At 42.6% G+C, this 16,862-nt stretch carries 9 protein-coding genes and 1 tRNA gene; 8 read left to right on the top strand and 2 right to left on the bottom strand.

What is annotated here, in order from left to right; translation table 11 throughout:
• Positions 1–63 precede the first annotated feature (63 nt).
• The 8 genes from IFO69_RS01330 (at position 64) to IFO69_RS01295 (ending at position 13,086) form a co-directional block, all read left to right on the top strand.
• Positions 64–137 (top strand) — tRNA-Pro (locus IFO69_RS01330).
• Positions 138–417: 280 nt separating this feature from the next.
• Entirely contained in the window at positions 418–567 is a 150-nt protein-coding gene (locus tag IFO69_RS01325; protein ID WP_192007194.1) for a hypothetical protein, read from the top strand.
• A 69-nt stretch (positions 568–636) separates the two neighbouring features.
• Complete coding sequence (locus tag IFO69_RS01320; RefSeq protein ID WP_192007192.1) at positions 637–1,059, top strand: phage integrase SAM-like domain-containing protein; 423 nt, start codon at positions 637–639, stop codon at positions 1,057–1,059.
• A 375-nt stretch (positions 1,060–1,434) separates the two neighbouring features.
• A complete protein-coding gene (locus IFO69_RS01315) occupies positions 1,435–1,644 on the top strand; it encodes a hypothetical protein (RefSeq protein ID WP_192007188.1) in 210 nt (69 codons plus the stop codon).
• Between the two features lie 623 nt (positions 1,645–2,267).
• Positions 2,268–2,831, top strand: coding sequence for a phage tail protein (locus IFO69_RS01310; RefSeq protein ID WP_192007186.1), 564 nt, complete (start codon positions 2,268–2,270; stop codon positions 2,829–2,831).
• Between the two features lie 156 nt (positions 2,832–2,987).
• Positions 2,988–11,687, top strand: a complete 8,700-nt coding sequence (locus IFO69_RS01305; RefSeq protein WP_192007184.1) for an MBG domain-containing protein — start codon at positions 2,988–2,990, stop codon at positions 11,685–11,687.
• On the top strand, positions 11,684–12,694 hold the full coding sequence (locus tag IFO69_RS01300; protein WP_394354452.1) for a PorP/SprF family type IX secretion system membrane protein: 1,011 nt from the start codon (positions 11,684–11,686) through the stop codon (positions 12,692–12,694). Before IFO69_RS01305 ends, IFO69_RS01300 begins: the two co-directional genes overlap by 4 nt.
• A 164-nt stretch (positions 12,695–12,858) precedes the next feature.
• On the top strand, positions 12,859–13,086 hold the full coding sequence (locus tag IFO69_RS01295; RefSeq protein WP_192007182.1) for a hypothetical protein: 228 nt from the start codon (positions 12,859–12,861) through the stop codon (positions 13,084–13,086).
• Positions 13,087–13,168: 82 nt separating this feature from the next.
• Here the strand turns inward: IFO69_RS01295 and IFO69_RS01290 are convergent, their stop codons facing one another.
• Complete coding sequence (locus tag IFO69_RS01290; RefSeq protein WP_192007180.1) at positions 13,169–15,049, bottom strand: FG-GAP-like repeat-containing protein; 1,881 nt, start codon at positions 15,047–15,049, stop codon at positions 13,169–13,171.
• A gap of 7 nt (positions 15,050–15,056) precedes the next feature.
• Positions 15,057–16,853 carry a metallophosphoesterase gene (locus IFO69_RS01285; RefSeq protein WP_192007178.1) on the bottom strand — a complete coding sequence of 599 codons (1,797 nt, stop codon included), beginning with the start codon at positions 16,851–16,853 and terminating at the stop codon, positions 15,057–15,059.
• Between the last annotated feature and the right edge of the window lie 9 nt (positions 16,854–16,862).

Raw genomic sequence — 16,862 nt, 5'->3', positions numbered from 1 at the left:
ATCTATTTTATTTGTAGCTTCCAAGTGGGGGGGCTATAATTTATTAGTCTCCTCCAATGATTTCGGAGTGTAGCGCAGCCCGGTAGCGTACTTGCATGGGGTGCAAGGGGTCGTGGGTTCGAATCCCGCCACTCCGACAAAATGGGGTGCAATTCCCACCAAAACCCTTCAAATCGTATGATTTGGAGGGTTTTTTGTTTTTTATACAACAAAAAACCACATACAATTTCAAAGAAAATGGGACCTATTCGGTGACCCAATTTAATTTTCTATTTTGGGTCCCGTTTTAGGCTTTAAGTCATTGATCTATAGATTGTTCCTAATCTTGGTTTCGGAGTGTTTTTAGGCCGAATTGAGCTTAAAAAACATTGAATTTTGGGACCCTTTTTTAATGGTTCCAAGTTAACCGGAAATTGTATGAAAAATGCTAAAACACTTGGTATTCAGTTTGTTATTAAATCTTCCAAAGTGAACAAAAGAGGGCTTTCTCCCGTGGTGGCAAGGGTTACTGTTAATGGAAAGAGAATTGAGATTTCTGCAAACAAAGTAATTTCACGATCAGAATGAGATTTTGGAAAAGGTTGGGTAAAAGGGAATAACCCAGAGTCCAGGTCCTCAAATCGCTACCTGGATTATATGCGCTCTAGAATACTGGAATGCTATCAAGAACTATTTATTGAAAAAAGGAATATTACCCCTGAAGCAATAAAAAATAGGTTTTTGGGCATTGAGGAAGAGGAGCATAAGCTGATGGAGCTTGTTAATTTTCACAATAAGCATAACATAGGCATTCTTGCAGAAGGTACCCTCAAAAATTACAAAACCACCGAACGACATCTTCTGGAGTTCCTTAAAACTAGAAAGCGAAAGTCTGAGATTTCCTTGTCAGAAATCGACTACAAGTTTATTACTGATTATGAAAACCACCTTAGGACATTCAAGCCAAAGGACTATCGGGGGAGATTTGTTACCAACAATGGAGTTCCAATAGAATCAGGTAGTAAAATGTTATGGCATACAAAAAATAGTGACCACACAGATGTATGCACGGGTAGTTGAGAAAAAAGTAAGTGAGAATATTAAAATGTTGAAGAATTTATTGGCAAAATAGGCTCTTCCCACTTCTGATTTTGATGTGAAGGTTAACGGTTTTTTATATTTATTTACGGTAAAAACAACCTCTAAGGAAGTAAATATTATAACTAAAGAAGATATGGATCAATTAATATTTGATCTGGTCGAGGAACTGTCCATCTTATTAAGATAATAGGAAGAAGTTGCTATTGCTGTTTTTAAGTAGAGGCTGTTTGACCAGGTATTTATACTTGATTTTTTCTATGCGAAGTAATGCGCTGTTAAAATATACTGCCAGTCCTCAATTTTGTACATACCAACATGAGTAAATAAAATTCAACAATAAAATTAATTTTTTCGATGATGAAAGTAGGATTGTTAATACCATTCTCAGGCCAGGTCTCCAGCATGGGGCAGGAAATCGTAAAAGGCCTGAGAATTGGTTGTAATGGTTTTGATACTGAAGAGGTATCAATTGCTATGCGGTATTTGAATTGTGTGGACATTGATAGGAATGGTTTAGGCAGCAATAAGGTGAAATTTCAAAAAAGCGATTGTCAGATGATTTAAACCGTGTCAATGTATTTGGGCTGCGTTGAGCTATCAATTTGCATACTCAGCCTAATCAACACCAATCCAGTATATGTTTCGAACGCAGGACTTGGATGTGATGGCTTTAAATTAGAGTAGGAAACTATCTCTTTGGAAGAAATGGCATAAGCAGAGTCTATCCAATGGATTTGTATAGTGAAATGATTAAAATTTAAGCTTAATAGGTTATTTGTTTACAAAAATATTACATTTGATATAGTTTGTATATGGTTTGTTTTGAAAATCTTAAATGGGAGTAATCTGCCAAAAATTCACCTTATGGTTTATTACTGCTTTAACATAATCCTTTTAGGAAAACACCATAGGTGAATGATGCTTATAGATCTGGTTCCTAATGGTCCAGTTGAGTTCGATTGATTTTTTTGACTTTCCAGAAAAGATAGCTTGACTTTTCTCTTGAAAATTGTCCAGCATTTAATGGCCCTTTATTAAAAAAAATGAAACAAGTCTAAGAGTGACATTATGTTTACTTGTTAGAATGAAAATAAAATTTAGGCTGAAAAATTCATAGCCTATAGAATATCACGAAAAGATTTGACATATAATTATTTGAACAATTTTTAACAAAAACCAACAAAAAGATGGAAGAATTAATAGGAGTAATCAAAATTTTTGCAGGCAATTTTGCCCCAAGAGGTTATATGCTGTGTGAAGGCCAATTGTTGCCCATAGCTCAAAATAGTGCCTTGTTTTCTATTTTAGGAACAACCTATGGTGGTGATGGTAGGACCACTTTTGCATTGCCCGATTTAAGAGGAAGAGCACCAATAGGAACAGGATATGGCCCTGGACTTTCCGATAGAAGGTTAGGCGCAAAAGGCGGATCAGAGACCACTACGTTGAATGTGACCAACATTCCTTCTCATAACCATAGCGTGATTTCCCATGTAAAAGCCAGTAGTCAAAATGCAACTGAACAAGTGCCTGGTACCAATGGAGCAAACACCTTGGCTGCACCAATGGCAGGAGGAAGGGCGGCTCAAGGTTATAATAACCAGTCCCCAGACGTTGATTTAAATGTGTCTGGTGGCACTCCGCCATTGACAAGCAATACTGGGGGCAACATACCCTTTAATAATATGCAGCCTTTTTTGGCCATTAATTACATCATTTGTGTAGAAGGAATATTCCCTTCTAGAAATTAAATAGTTAAGAAAATAAGTTGCATTAGCAGGTAAGGGCATTTTATTATGCTCTTGCCTTGGGTTGTTTATATTTACAGCTATTTTTTCTTTAAAAACCTTTTTGAGAAAAGTCTATAAATGCTCCCTCTCTATTTTATCTAGTAGAATAAAGTAATTATGAAATATATTTACCAATTTAACCTTTATAAATGCCTACTATTATTGGTAGTGGGGATGTTCTCAGTTTTTCAGCTTAGGGGACAGACAACTGAGAGTTATGATGATAATCCTTCATTTAATAACTCTAGCAAGGATTTCACTCTTGATGATTTTCGGTATCAAATAACAGGTACTAATTCAACTTATTTAAACCGTACGGACAATAATTATTCATTTTTGTCTGATAGTGGCCCGACAGATTATGCCATCCAATTTGATTACGATTCATACGGCGGTATTTCAAGTATTGAGGTTAGCCTGTCAGCAGGAGGTAGTTTTGACTTAAGAAGTCTAACGTTTGATGTAATAGCGAATTCAAATTTTACAATTTCCTCAAGTGAAGGTGGAAACGTTTCTTTTGCCTCAAACAATAGTTATTTAACTAAATATGATTATGATTTTTCTTCTGAAATAGGCTTTAACAATATTACTAGTTTTACCATATCAGGGGGGAATCTCGTTGTTGATTTTGATGATTTGACATATAACCTTTCAGCGGCCAATACCCCCCCCACGGCTTCCAGTTTTACAGCGGCCAATGGCCCATATGAAAATTTAACTTATACTTTTTCAACTTCTGATTTTGGATATAGCGATAGTGATGGTGATGCTTTGGATCATGTGTTAATAGAATCCTTACCTACCGTAGGAACCCTTTATCTGGATGCGGATAATGATGATGTTTTTGATGGTGGAGAAGCAGTGAATGTAAGTGACCAGATCAGCAAAGCCAATTTGGACGCAGGAAATTTACAGTATATCCAAACTGGAAGTACCAATACTTCCTTCCAGTTTGATGTAAGTGACGGCACGGATGCCAGTACCTCAAATTACACGGCCAACTTGAATGTATCACCAGTACCCACGGTGACCCTCAGCGTAAATCCAACTTCCAGACCTGAAAATCAAGCTACCGCAAACACTATTACAGCGACGCTTTCCAATAGTTACGGAATAAACACCATCGTAAACCTCTCCATTGGAGGTACGGCTACAAACTCGGTGGATTATACCATAAGCGGCTCGGCGATTACCATTCCTGCTGGAAGTACCACCGGGACGGTCACCTTACAAAATATCAATGACAGCCAGTATGAAAATAACGAAACTGTCATCATCGACATAAATTCCATCACTGGGGGGACAGAAGATGGAACCCAGCAAGTGACGTATACCATAATGAATGACGATATACCGCCCAATGCTTCTTTGGAGATATTGGACTTCTATAACCCCATCACCAACGAAGCTGGGGGGCAGGCTTACGTGAGAGGCAAGATAGACAATTTCGCCGGAGTAACCGTTTCCATTCCCTTGTACTTTTCCGGTACAGCTACAGGAGGAGGAACCGACTATAGCATTACAGGGTCTGTGATTACGATATCTCCTGGTCAGCTGATGGACAGTATTCGGGTGACTTCCCTTTTCGATGGCTTGGAAGAAGGTGATGAGACGATCATCATCGATATGAATACCCCTACCAACGCGATAGAGGACGGCACGCAGCAAGTAACGCTCACGATCAAAGATGCTAACCTATCGCCGCCCACAGGGTATAGCGTGGCGATTGACCAAGTTGAAATCACAGCAGCCAATCAGGCAGCGACCAGCTTTACCTTTTCCGGTGCAGAGGTGGGAGCCACCTATAATTATACCTTCTCAAGTGATGGTGGCGGTACTAATGTGACGGGATCAGGAAGTATCGCTACTGCTACCGACCAGATCACGGGTATTGACCTTAGTGGTTTAGGAGATGGAACCATCACGCTTTCTGTAACCTTGACCGATACTTTTGGAAGTACAGGAAGTGCAGCCACAGATACGGAAACAAAAGATACTACAGCCCCTACCGGTTATAGTGTGGCTATAGATCAAAGCGGAATTAATACTTCAAATCAATCAGCAGCCAGTTTCACCTTTGCAGGAGCGGAGGTCGGAACCACCTATAATTATACTTTATCCAGCTCTGGTGGTGGAACCAATGTGACCGGTTCCGGTACTATCGCAACAGCAACGGATCAAATAAGCGGCATTGATTTAAGTGGGCTTGTGGATGGAACCATTACTTTGTCGGTCATCTTAACCGATACTTTTGGTAACGCAGGTAGTGCTGCTACGGATACTGAAACAAAGGATATTATAGCACCATCGGGTTATACTGTTAGCATAGACCAAAGTCCTATCAATAATGCAAACCAATCTACAACTAGTTTTACCTTTGCAGGGGCTGAAGTAGGATCTACCTATAATTATACTTTCTCCAGCTCTGGGGGCGGAACCAATGTGATCGGTTCCGGTACTATCACAACAGCAATGGATCAAATAACGGGACTTGATTTGAGTGGTTTGGGGGATGGAACTGTTACTTTATCAGTAACCTTAACCGATACTTTTGGTAATGCAGGTAATGCCGCAACTGATACAGAGACAAAAGATACTACAGCACCATCGGGTTATACTGTTAGTATAGATCAAAGCCCTATCAATAATGGAAATCAATCTTCTGTCAGCTTTACCCTCGCAGGGGCTGAAGTAGGATCTACCTATAATTATACTTTCTCCAGCTCTGGTGGTGGAACCAATGTGACTGGTTCCGGTACTATCGCAACAGCAACGGATCAAATAGCGGGACTTGATTTGAGTGGTTTAGGGGATGGAACTGTTACTTTATCAGTAACCTTAACCGATACTTTTGGTAATACAGGAAGTGCAGCAACTGATACAGAGGCAAAAGATGCCACTTCGCCATCAGGATATAGTGTTCAGATTGATCAAACTCCGATAAGTTCTTCCAATCAATCGGCCGTAAGCTTTACTTTTGCCGGAGCAGAAATTGGGGCAAGCTATAATTATACTTTATCCAGTTCTGGAGGTGGAACCAATGTGACTGGTTCAGGCAGTATCGCCACGGCTACTGATCAGATTACAGGAATTGATCTTAGTGGTTTGGGGGATGGAACTGTTACCTTATCAGTAACCTTAACCGATACTTTTGGTAATACCGGAGCTGCAGCAACTGATACCGAGACAAAGGATACTACTGCGCCAACTGGTTATTCAGTAAACATTGATCTTCTTGGAGAAATAATGATCAATATGATCAACGAAACCATTATAGAATTTTCTGGCTCAGGAATGGAAGTAGGAAGTACCTTGAATTATTCATTTACAAGCTCAGGAGGAGGTTCAGCGGTTACAGGAACCGAAACAGTTACTACAGCATCAGAAACTTTTGATAATGGGGGACCAGGCTATGACCTGTCAGGTTTGAATGATGGAACCATCACCTTAACGGTATCTTTGACTGATCCTGTAGGTAACCAGGGTACAAATGCAACTGATACTGAAACCAAGGATGCAGGACCGCCAACTGGCTATTCCGTTTCATGGGATGATAACTTAATCAATGCTACAGAGTCAAGTTCGACATCCTTCTCTCTTACCAATGCAGAAGTCGGTACAACAGCAAGTTACTCCATTTCAAGTAGTGGTGATGGCAATACGGCAACTGTTACAGGTACTGTGAGTGTAAGCAATACATCTCAAACTGTAACCGTTGATGTGGGCGCATTGACCAACGGCGTCCTGACTGTCCAGGTTACCCTGAGAGATCAAGGAGGAAATACGGGTAGTACGGAATCTGATAATTCAGCTGTGCTGGATAAGACAGCACCAAGTGGATATGTGGCAACTTTTGACCAGGATCCTATAAATGGGACCAATGAAACAGCAGTGAGTTTTAGTTTTACAGGAGCGGAAGTTGGTGCTATATATAGTTTTACTATTTCAAGTTCTGGAGGTGGCACTAATATCTCCGGTTCAGGGACTGTTGCGACTGCCAGTGATCAAATTACAGGAATAGATTTAAGTGGGTTGGGGGATGGAACCATTACACTTTCGGTTAGCCTAAGCGATGCGGCAGGAAATACGGGATCGCCAAATACCGATACCAGTACCAAGGACACCAATGAAGCACCAACAGCAAGTGCCCTTTCCATAAGTGGGGCATTAACAGTTGGAGAACAATTGACAGGGAATTACACCTTTATGGACCCTGACAGTGATCCAGAAAATGGCTCAAGTTATAAATGGTACAGGTCTGATGATAATGCAGGGACAAATAAAACGGCCATATCAGGAGCTATAGCACAGCAATACACCTTACAGGCCGTAGACCAAGGTAAATATATCAGCTTTGAGGTGACACCAAATGATGGAACTGAAATTGGTACAACGGTGGAAAGTGCTTTGAACGGCCCCGTTAAAGTTGATCAGGCCATTACTTTCCCAAGTATCGCTAATAAAACTTATGGTGATGCATCGTTTACCTTGGGAGATGCCCAAACGGACGAAAGTTTAACAGTTACCTACACGGCCGATGATCCTAGTGTGGTAAGTATTACAGGTAACCAGGCGATAATTCTAAAAGCAGGAACTACTCAAATCACGGCAACGCAAAGTGGTGATGGAGTTACCAATGCAGCTCCTGCTGTAGTGCAAAGCTTGACAGTTAACAAGGCCGCCCTGACGGTTACTGGTAATGATAAATCAAAAGTATACGGTTCCACAGATCCAACTTGGACTGTTTCTTATTCAGGTTTTGTCAATGGAGATAATGAGACCGCTTTGGGCGGTACATTGGATCTCAGCCGCGCAGCCGGAGAAGATGTAGGCAACTATGCGATTAGCGCATCCGGTTATACTTCATCGAACTATACGATCAGCTATGTAGAAGGCAACTTTGAGATTACGCAGGCAGCCTTGACAGTAACCGCTGATGATAAGTCTAAGGTTTACGGTTCAACAGATCCAACCTTAACAGTTAGCTATGCGGGCTTTGTCAATGGAGATGATGAAACAGCCTTGGTTGGCACATTGGATGTCAGCAGAGCAGTTGGAGAGGATGTTGGCAACTATGCGGTTATGGCATCGGGCTATAGTTCATCAAACTATACGATCAGCTATGTAGATGGCAACTTTGAGATTACGCAGGCAGCCTTGACGGTTACTGCAGATAATATATCAAAAGTCTATGGTTCAGCTGACCCAAGTTTAACAGTCAGCTATGCAGGTTTTGTCAATGGAGATGATGAAACAGCCCTTGGCGGAACACTGGATGTCAGCCGTGCAGTAGGAGAGGATGTAGGCAACTATGCGGTTATGGCTTCCGGTTATACTTCATCGAACTATACGATCAGCTATGTAGAAGGCAATTTGGAGATTACGCAGGCAGCCTTGACAGTAACCGCCGATGATAAGTCTAAGGTTTACGGTTCCACAGATCCAACTTGGACTGTTTCTTATTCAGGCTTTGTCAATGGAGATGATGAGACTTCCTTGGGCGGAACACTGGATGTCAGCCGTGCAGCCGGAGAGGATGTCGGCAATTATGTGATTATGGCATCCGGGCATACTTCATCGAATTATTCGATCAGCTATGTAGAAGGCAACTTTGAAATCACGCAGGCAGCCTTGACAGTAACCGCCGATGATAAATCTAAGGTTTACGGCTCAACGGATCCAGGCTTTACCGTTTCCTATGCAGGTTTTGTGAACGGTGATGATGCAACAGACTTGGGCGGCACACTGGATGTCAGCCGCGCAGCTGGAGAAGATGTAGGCAACTATGCGATTATGGCATCGGGCTATAGTTCATCGAATTATACGATCAGCTATGTAGATGGCAACTTTGAGATTACGCAGGCAGCCTTGACGGTAACCGCCGATGATAAGTCTAAGGTTTATGGTTCCACTGACCCAGGCTTGACCGTTAGCTATGCAGGTTTTGTGAACGGTGATGATGCAACAGCCTTGGGCGGTACATTAGCTGTCAGCCGCGCAGCCGGAGAAGATGTAGGCAACTATGCGATTAGCGCATCCGGTTATACTTCATCGAACTATACGATCAGCTATGTAGATGGCAACTTTGAGATTACACAGGCAGCCTTGACAGTAACCGCCGATGATAAGTCTAAGGTTTACGGTTCAACAGATCCAGCCTTAACAGTTAGCTATGCGGGCTTTGTCAATGGAGATGATGAGACCGCTTTGGTTGGCACATTGGATTTAAGCAGAGCAGTTGGAGAAGATGTAGGCAATTATGCGATTAGCGTATCCGGTTATACTTCATCGAACTATACGATCAGCTATGTAGAAGGCAATTTGGAGATTACGCAGGCAGCCTTGACAGTAACCGCCGATGATAAGTCTAAGGTTTATGGTTCAACGGATCCAGGCTTGACCGTTAGCTATGCGGGCTTTGTCAATGGAGATGGTGAGACCACTTTGGTTGGCACATTGGATTTAAGCAGAGCAGCCGGAGAGGATGTAGGCAATTATGCGGTTATGGCATCGGGCTATAGTTCATCGAACTATACGATCAGCTATGTAGAAGGCAATTTGGAGATTACGCAGGCAGCCTTGACAGTAACCGCCGATGATAAGTCTAAGGTTTATGGTTCAACGGATCCAAGCTTGACCGTTAGCTATGCAGGTTTTGTGAACGGTGATGATGAGACCGCTTTGGTTGGCACATTGGATTTAAGCAGAGCAGCCGGAGAGGATGTCGGCAATTATACGGTTACCGCTTCTGGACTTATTTCATCGAACTATACGATCAGCTATGTAGGTGGCAACTTTGAAATCACACAGGCAGCCTTGACGGTTACTGCAGATAATAAATCAAAAGTCTATGGTTCAGCTGAACCAAGTCTAACGGTTAGCTATTCAGGTTTTGTAAATGGAGATAACGAGGATGATCTAGGAGGAACATTGGCTATTGGCAGAACCAAAGGAGAGGATGTAGGCAACTATGCGATTAGCGCATCCGGTTATACTTCATCGAACTATACGATCATCTATGTAGAAGGCAACTTTGAAATCACACAGGCAGCCTTGACGGTAACCGCCGATGATAAGTCTAAGGTTTATGGTTCCACTGATCCAGGCTTGACCGTTTCCTATGCAGGTTTTGTCAATGGAGATGATGAAACAGCCCTTGGCGGAACACTGGATGTCAGCCGTGCAGTAGGAGAGGATGTAGGCAACTATGCGATTAGCGCATCCGGTTATGCTTCATCGAACTATACGATCAGCTATGTAGAAGGCAATTTGGAGATTACGCAGGCAGCCTTGACAGTAACCGCCGATGATAAGTCTAAGGTTTACGGTTCCACTGATCCAGGCTTGACGGTTAGCTATGCTGGCTTTGTCAATGGAGATGATGAAACCGCTTTGGTTGGCACATTGGATTTAAGCAGAGCAGCTGGAGAAGATGTCGGCAATTATGCGGTTATGGCATCGGGCTATAGTTCATCGAATTATACGATCAGCTATATAGAAGGCAATTTGGAGATTACGCAGGCAGCCTTGACAGTAACCGCCGATGATAAGTCTAAGGTTTACGGCTCAACGGATCCAAGTTTAACAGTCAGCTATGCGGGCTTTGTCAATGGAGATGATGCAACAGCCTTGGGCGGCACACTGGATGTCAGCCGCGCAGCTGGAGAAGATGTCGGCAATTATGCCATTAGCGCATCCGGTTATAGTTCATCGAACTATACGATCAACTATATGGACGGCAGTTTGGAGATCACTCCTGAGGCCTTGACGGTTGTTGCAGATGATAAGTCCAAGGTTTACGGAACTATTGACCCAGCATTGACCTATGTTGTCAGCGGTCTTGTAAACGGTGATGGCATGGAAGTAATAGTAGGAAACCTTAATAGGTCTCCTGGCGAGGAGGTAGGCAGTTATCCGATCAATAGGGGAAGCCTGTCTACAAGTGCGAATTACCTTTTACAGTTCACGGGCGGTGAGCTTACCATTGAAGCCAGAAAGATCGAGGAAGTATATGAACCTGCTGCAGTGGAAGTGGCCTGGGGAGTTTCATATGATGAGGTGATCTTGCCAGAAACCGTTTTGGTGCGTACCGAGGAGGATGAAATGATCAACCTTCCCGTAAGCTGGGACAAGAGAGGTATTGACCTGAGGAACAGGGGGACCTATACTGTTACAGGGGAACTGGTCTTGCCAAGCAGTGTTTCCGAGGATGCACCGAGCCCTTATATGGATGTGGTCGTATTGCCAAAACCTGCACCATCGGACCTTTTATTGGACAATACTGAATTTGAAGCTTCAGTGGAAAACATTCAAATCGCAATTGGGGGACTTGAAGTCATTGATCCGGCTGATGATGTGCATACCATTGGACTGGTTTCCGGCGCTGGGGATAACCAATACTTCATATTATCTGGCAGTGCATTGTACTGGAATTCCACCGAAGCACTTGCCGGAAGGACATCATTTACAGTGGTGTTCCAAGTAATGGATGCGGACGGAAATATCCTTGAAAAGTCCTTCACGATAACCAGGCTAAGGAAATCGCTGGATGAAATTGAGATATACAATACGTTTACACCAAACCAGGATGGCACAAATGATACGTGGGGAATTGAAGAGCTGAAGTATTATACAGGCGTAAGGATCATGGTGTTCGAAAGAAGCGGAAAACGGGTCTTTCTGACCACTGATCCAGAAGCCAGATGGGACGGAACCTTTAACGGGAAGGAGTTGGCACCTGGGTCTTATTTCTGGGTTGTGGAAACAGGAGAAACCGACAAGGTAAGGCGTGGAACCTTAAACCTGCTTAGAAGATGATCGGGACCAAGAAGCGTACAGTGAATTTAACCATCAAGAACAATGTCAAGATGAAAAGAACAGTTATTTATATCTGCCTAATAATATTTCTGGTCCCTTTTACCTCAACAGGCCAGAGCAGGAAGTATATCAGCCAGTTTGATTTCTTCCAGAGCTATTACAACCCGGGGTTGACGGGATATGAGGGCAGTACGATTCGGGGCTTTGTAAGAAACCAATGGAGCGGCTTTGAAGGGGCTCCAAGGACCGTGTTTTTCAGTGGCGAGCTGGATTTTGCCGAAATGAAAGGCACGGAAGATCCAGCCATGATGGGAAAGAATGCAGCCAGCCTGAACTTATTGTTTGACAGCTATGGGGCATTTAAGGAGACAGGCTTGGTCCTGGGCTATGCGAGCAGGATCCGTCTTACCGAAAAGCACAACCTTAGGCTGGGGGCAGGGGTAAGCTATACCACTGTGCAGTTGGACGGCAACGCGATGACCATTGAGCAGCAGGGGGATGACTTGCTGGGTCAGTATATCGGGGCCTTTTCCGACATGCAGATCATGGATTTTAACCTGGGTCTTGCCCTGACCCACCATAAGTATTACCTGTCCTATGCGATGCACCAGGTAAATGGGGGCCGTATATCCAGTGGAGACGAGTTCATGGAAGGAAGGCCTGTCAATTATATTGTTCAGGCAGGATATCGGGAGGCCTTGAATGACCACCTGGCCGTGATCGGTAATTTCTTTTTCAGGGGCCAAGAAGACCTTCCCAACAATGTGGAGTTTAACCTGAAGGCATTGCTGATGGACAAGGTCTGGCTGGGAGCCGGCCACCGTGTTGATTATGCAAATAATCTCCAGATGGGCTTTTTGCTGAACAAGCTCAAGGTGGGCTATGTGTATGAGTTTCCTACCAATGGAAGTTATTTGCTTCCGGGCAACACCCATGAGTTTATGGCTGTCTTCAGTTTGTTCAGGTCCAACAAAAGAAACAGTCCGGATGAAGTCTTGATTTGGTAGTAACAAATATCATTTTATGTCACCAAGTTTGTTGGCACTTTAAAAGATCTTGGTAAAAAGGCTAGTTTCTTCTCTCAATTACAGGATGCAATACCAACACTGACGAGTCTTTCTTTAGGAATAATAAATATCGACCAGTATTTCGGTTTAAGGATAGAAATAAGATGGAAAACCAAAATTTAAACCCAATGGAACTCTTGGGGCAATCTATCTTTTATAGTGCTCCTAAATTAAAGGAAATGAACCTGATGATCTCTGAGAGTTTTATGGGTGATGATTTTGGTCTTGAAGAAATCAAGAAACAATATCCCTATAATGTAACACTTTGTAAAAAAGAGGATATTGATGAGACTATTCGTTCCAAAAAGGAAAATATGGCTTATCTGGTTTAAAAGCAGGACAGTTCTTGCAAAGACTGTCCTGCTTACTTTTAATGTATATTTGAATATCAATTACCTTTACCAATAATCAGTGCTAATTTGCAAAGTAGTTTTTCAACGTTCCAGAGCTATATCCTGATGGCGCTTCATCTTTGTTCCACCTGATTTGATCAGCTTTTTCATCGCCGTTAATGTCAAAGAAGTAGAAAAAAGTATTTTCACTTTGCGAGGTGCCCCTTAATGAGTATACCGGACCATCAAATGTACCATCTCCATTGGACGGATAGATTTTGATTTTTCCCTTGTATATATTGGGTCTCCAATAAATTTTGTCCGCCTTTCCATCACCGGTAACATCTGCAAAATAAAAACGCGTGGAAGCAACCCCGCTTGCTCCGGTAGTATTACTGTCCAGGAAAGTAAAGGTACCGTCGCCATTTGAACCGTAGATCCTGGTGTGCCCATCGTCAAAGTTTGGATTCCAGTAAATTTTGTCTGCTTTTCCATCACCCGTCACATCTGCAAAATAAAATGTGGTTAGGCTACTTTGGCTGGTACCGTTGGTGTTTGAGTCCAAAAAGGTAAATGTACCATCCCCGTTTGAACGGTAAACGCGGGTGTGTCCTGAATCATCATTTGGATCCCATGATATGAGATCTGCTTTTCCGTCACCCGTTACATCTTCAAAATAGAACTTATTGCTAGATGATGTACTGGCACCTGAGGGATTGGAATACAACCAATCAAATGTGCCATCTCCATTGGACTTATAGACCCTCGTGTTCCCATTGTCAAAAGTAGGGTTCCAGTAAATCTTATCCGCTTTTCCGTCACCGGTCACATCAGCAAAATAGAAAGTTGTCTGACTGCTTTGACTGGTTCCATTTGTGTTGGAACTTAAGAAAGAGAATGTGCCATCCCCATTGGATCCATATACCCTGGTGCGCCCACTATCAAAAGTAGGGTTCCAATAAATTTTATCTACCTTTCCATCGCCGGTGACATCCGCAAAATAATAGTTTGTGCTAGCACTGCCACTTATCCCTTGGTCATCAATATTTGCTCCACCAAAGTAGGCTGGAACGAAGTCGGCCATTATAGGCCAATGATCTGAAGGCCAGTTTCCTCCATAGTTTGTTTCAATGACCTTTGAACTGGTAAAAGCCAAATCCCTGGAGCTGAAAATCCAATCAAGTTTACTGTTTCCTGTACCGTCCCATCCGTGAAAGGTATCTCCCGTTTCGTGGTGGGAGCAGACCAAACTGTTGGATCCTGTAGTGTTTTTAATGGTGGATATTTCAGGAGTGCCAGGTTGTGCGTTGAAATCTCCCAAAACTATTACCGGGAGACCTCCTGCATTTTGTTCCACAACGCTCTTGACCAAATTGGCCATAATTTGTCTTTCTGAAGAGGATACCGTTGTCCAATGGCTGTTACAAATAAAGTAGGAGCGGTTTGTAAAGGAATCCAAAAGTACCGCCCATGTTCCATTGCGGGTTTCCGTTAAATTAACCTCAAACTCGCCCTGATCTAAACGGCTGAACCGATTTGCTTTATAGAAAATGGCTTTTGGGGTTCCAGTGGAAGTTACAGTATAAATGTCATAACCCAAATTGGTCATTTCATTCTCCATCCATGTTTCGAACCAGTTGTTTGAGAATTCCTGAAGCCCAACAATATCTGGATCATTGTCAGTAATGATTTGCAGGATTAGGGATTTTCTATCATCTAATGATAGGGGATCACTTACATTGTCATGTTTTATGTTAAATGACATGGTTCTGATCTCCTGTGAAATGCTGGCCGAATGAATAACTGTTGGTTCAGCAGCTTCTGAGTCCACAATATGGTTGTCCAGTTCTTTGCATGATATTAATAAAGCGCAACAAAATAAGGATAAAATTCCTAAAACCGAGTGCACTTTATAGGATCCAAAGCCGGATTGGTATTTGGAATTATTTGATTTATGTTTCATGGTCGGTTTAATCTTTTTGATTTAAAAGTGTTTCAAAGTAATGGTGTATTACAATCCGGATATTCACCAATTGGGCATTTGAGGGGGCCGTAAAAGGAACTTCCTGCCCATTCATAAGGTGAATTTTTCCATTCCGATAAACAGCTGGCTGCAACTTTCCTCCTCTGGAATAGTTTCCTGGTACTGGAATATCCCCTTGTTGTCCAAATTTGATAGGTGGGTCAAAGCCTATAAACCACTCACCGGTACTCGGTCGATATTGTGCCATTTCTGCTTTTCCATCCCCATCATAGTCTCCAGGTAAAGGGATATCTCCTTGTGGCTGTGAAAGTTGTAGTGGGATATTTCCCAATGCAGTTTGCCACATTCCATCGGATATTCTAAAAAACCCTAGATCAATTTTCCCATCCCCATCATAGTCTGCTGGAACTGGGATCACATCTTTCCTGCCGAATTTCACGCTGTCCAACGTTTCAAAATACCAGGTGAAGTTACTGGGCCGGTATACTGCCAAATCAGCGAACCCATCTCCATCATAGTCCCCGCAAACTGGAATATCTCCTTCCATACCCAAAGAGATTGATCTCCCTGATTCCAAAATAAACTCTCCGGTTGAGGGACGAAAGACCGCTGCTTCCAATTTTCCGTCACCGTTATAATCTGCAGGTACAGGAACATCTCTTTGCTCACCTAGTGAGAGTTTTCTGGAGTTGGACCCAATAGTCCATTTGCCGTTGTCAAAATGAACAATATCAGTCAGTTGGTCATTGTCGAAGTCCATTGTGCGGGAAACCGTAGTGTGGTGTTTCCAAGGTATGGTGAAGTCACTGTCGGCATCACTTTCTACTTCTCCGGTATAAGGTGAAAAAGTAGTGCAGTGGATAAGGTCTTTTGATGAAGAGAATTTCATTAGTCTCATTAGACCATGACCTCCGTTTTCACGGCTTTGGTAATCAGTAAGAATGGATTTGATAACATTTCCTGCATATCCATCCTGTCGATAAGCTTCCCCATTGTCACCAACATGACCGGATAAAAGAAGCCTTACATTGGGAAAGTTCTTTAGTTCATCAAAAATCCTTTGTCCTTGTTTCATGAATTTGGGAAAGCCTTTCTCGTTAGTTCCAGGTGTAGTATTCAGGTGAATGATGGAATGTGAAACGAGGATGGCCTCATGGTCATCGTACTTTTCCAATAACTCACTGGCCCATTGGTTAAGCGGTTCAATATTCTCATCATAGGAATCATATTCGAAATAAATGACTATAAACTTTTGGCCACCTGCCTCAAACAAATCATAGTGACTATCATTATTTTCAAGATAATGGCCTCCATACCAAGGTTTGTCCCTGAAATGGTCTACTCCAAAATAGTGGTTGTAATGATCCGTTTTACCTGATAGGGGAAATTGGCTTTTGGTTTGGTCATGGTTTCCTACAGCCAGTCCATAGGGGATACCATAGGGGTAACCCGCTTGTGGGATTTCGAGCTGATAAATTGCCTCGGCTGCATTTTCCCATTCCTTTGGGTAAGTTTCTCCATGGTCAGTTATATCTCCCAAATGGATTACATAGGCAATTTTTTCTTTCTTGGCATTTTCATGAATCCATTGTGTTTGGGCTTTGAACATGTCGTTTGAAGCTCCTCTGCTCTCAGCAGTATAGTATTGCGTATCTGGAAGGACTGCTATGGTAAATTCATCGCTTCCTGCATATTGCATGGATTGACCGTTAACACTAGCTATGTGAATAAACAAACAAAGCACTATCACTGTCCAAAGTCTTTCCTTAAAAGCGATAGGCATCACTATTGA

Origin of the sequence: Echinicola arenosa (assembly GCF_014841125.1) — a bacterium.
Classification (GTDB): Bacteria; Bacteroidota; Bacteroidia; order Cytophagales; family Cyclobacteriaceae; genus Echinicola; species Echinicola arenosa.
This window is presented reverse-complemented; position numbering and strand designations above follow the sequence as displayed.

Bases quoted from the DNA above. Each gene is read 5' to 3' on its own strand.
- IFO69_RS01325 (WP_192007194.1), top strand. From the start codon at position 418: ATGAAAAATGCTAAAACACTTGGTATTCAGTTTGTTATTAAATCTTCC.
- IFO69_RS01320 (WP_192007192.1), top strand. From the start codon at position 637: ATGCGCTCTAGAATACTGGAATGCTATCAAGAACTATTTATTGAAAAA.
- IFO69_RS01315 (WP_192007188.1), top strand. From the start codon at position 1,435: ATGATGAAAGTAGGATTGTTAATACCATTCTCAGGCCAGGTCTCCAGC.
- IFO69_RS01310 (WP_192007186.1), top strand. From the start codon at position 2,268: ATGGAAGAATTAATAGGAGTAATCAAAATTTTTGCAGGCAATTTTGCC.
- IFO69_RS01305 (WP_192007184.1), top strand. From the start codon at position 2,988: ATGAAATATATTTACCAATTTAACCTTTATAAATGCCTACTATTATTG.
- IFO69_RS01300 (WP_394354452.1), top strand. From the start codon at position 11,684: ATGATCGGGACCAAGAAGCGTACAGTGAATTTAACCATCAAGAACAAT.
- IFO69_RS01295 (WP_192007182.1), top strand. From the start codon at position 12,859: ATGGAAAACCAAAATTTAAACCCAATGGAACTCTTGGGGCAATCTATC.
- IFO69_RS01290 (WP_192007180.1), bottom strand. From the start codon at position 15,049: ATGAAACATAAATCAAATAATTCCAAATACCAATCCGGCTTTGGATCC.
- IFO69_RS01285 (WP_192007178.1), bottom strand. From the start codon at position 16,853: ATGCCTATCGCTTTTAAGGAAAGACTTTGGACAGTGATAGTGCTTTGT.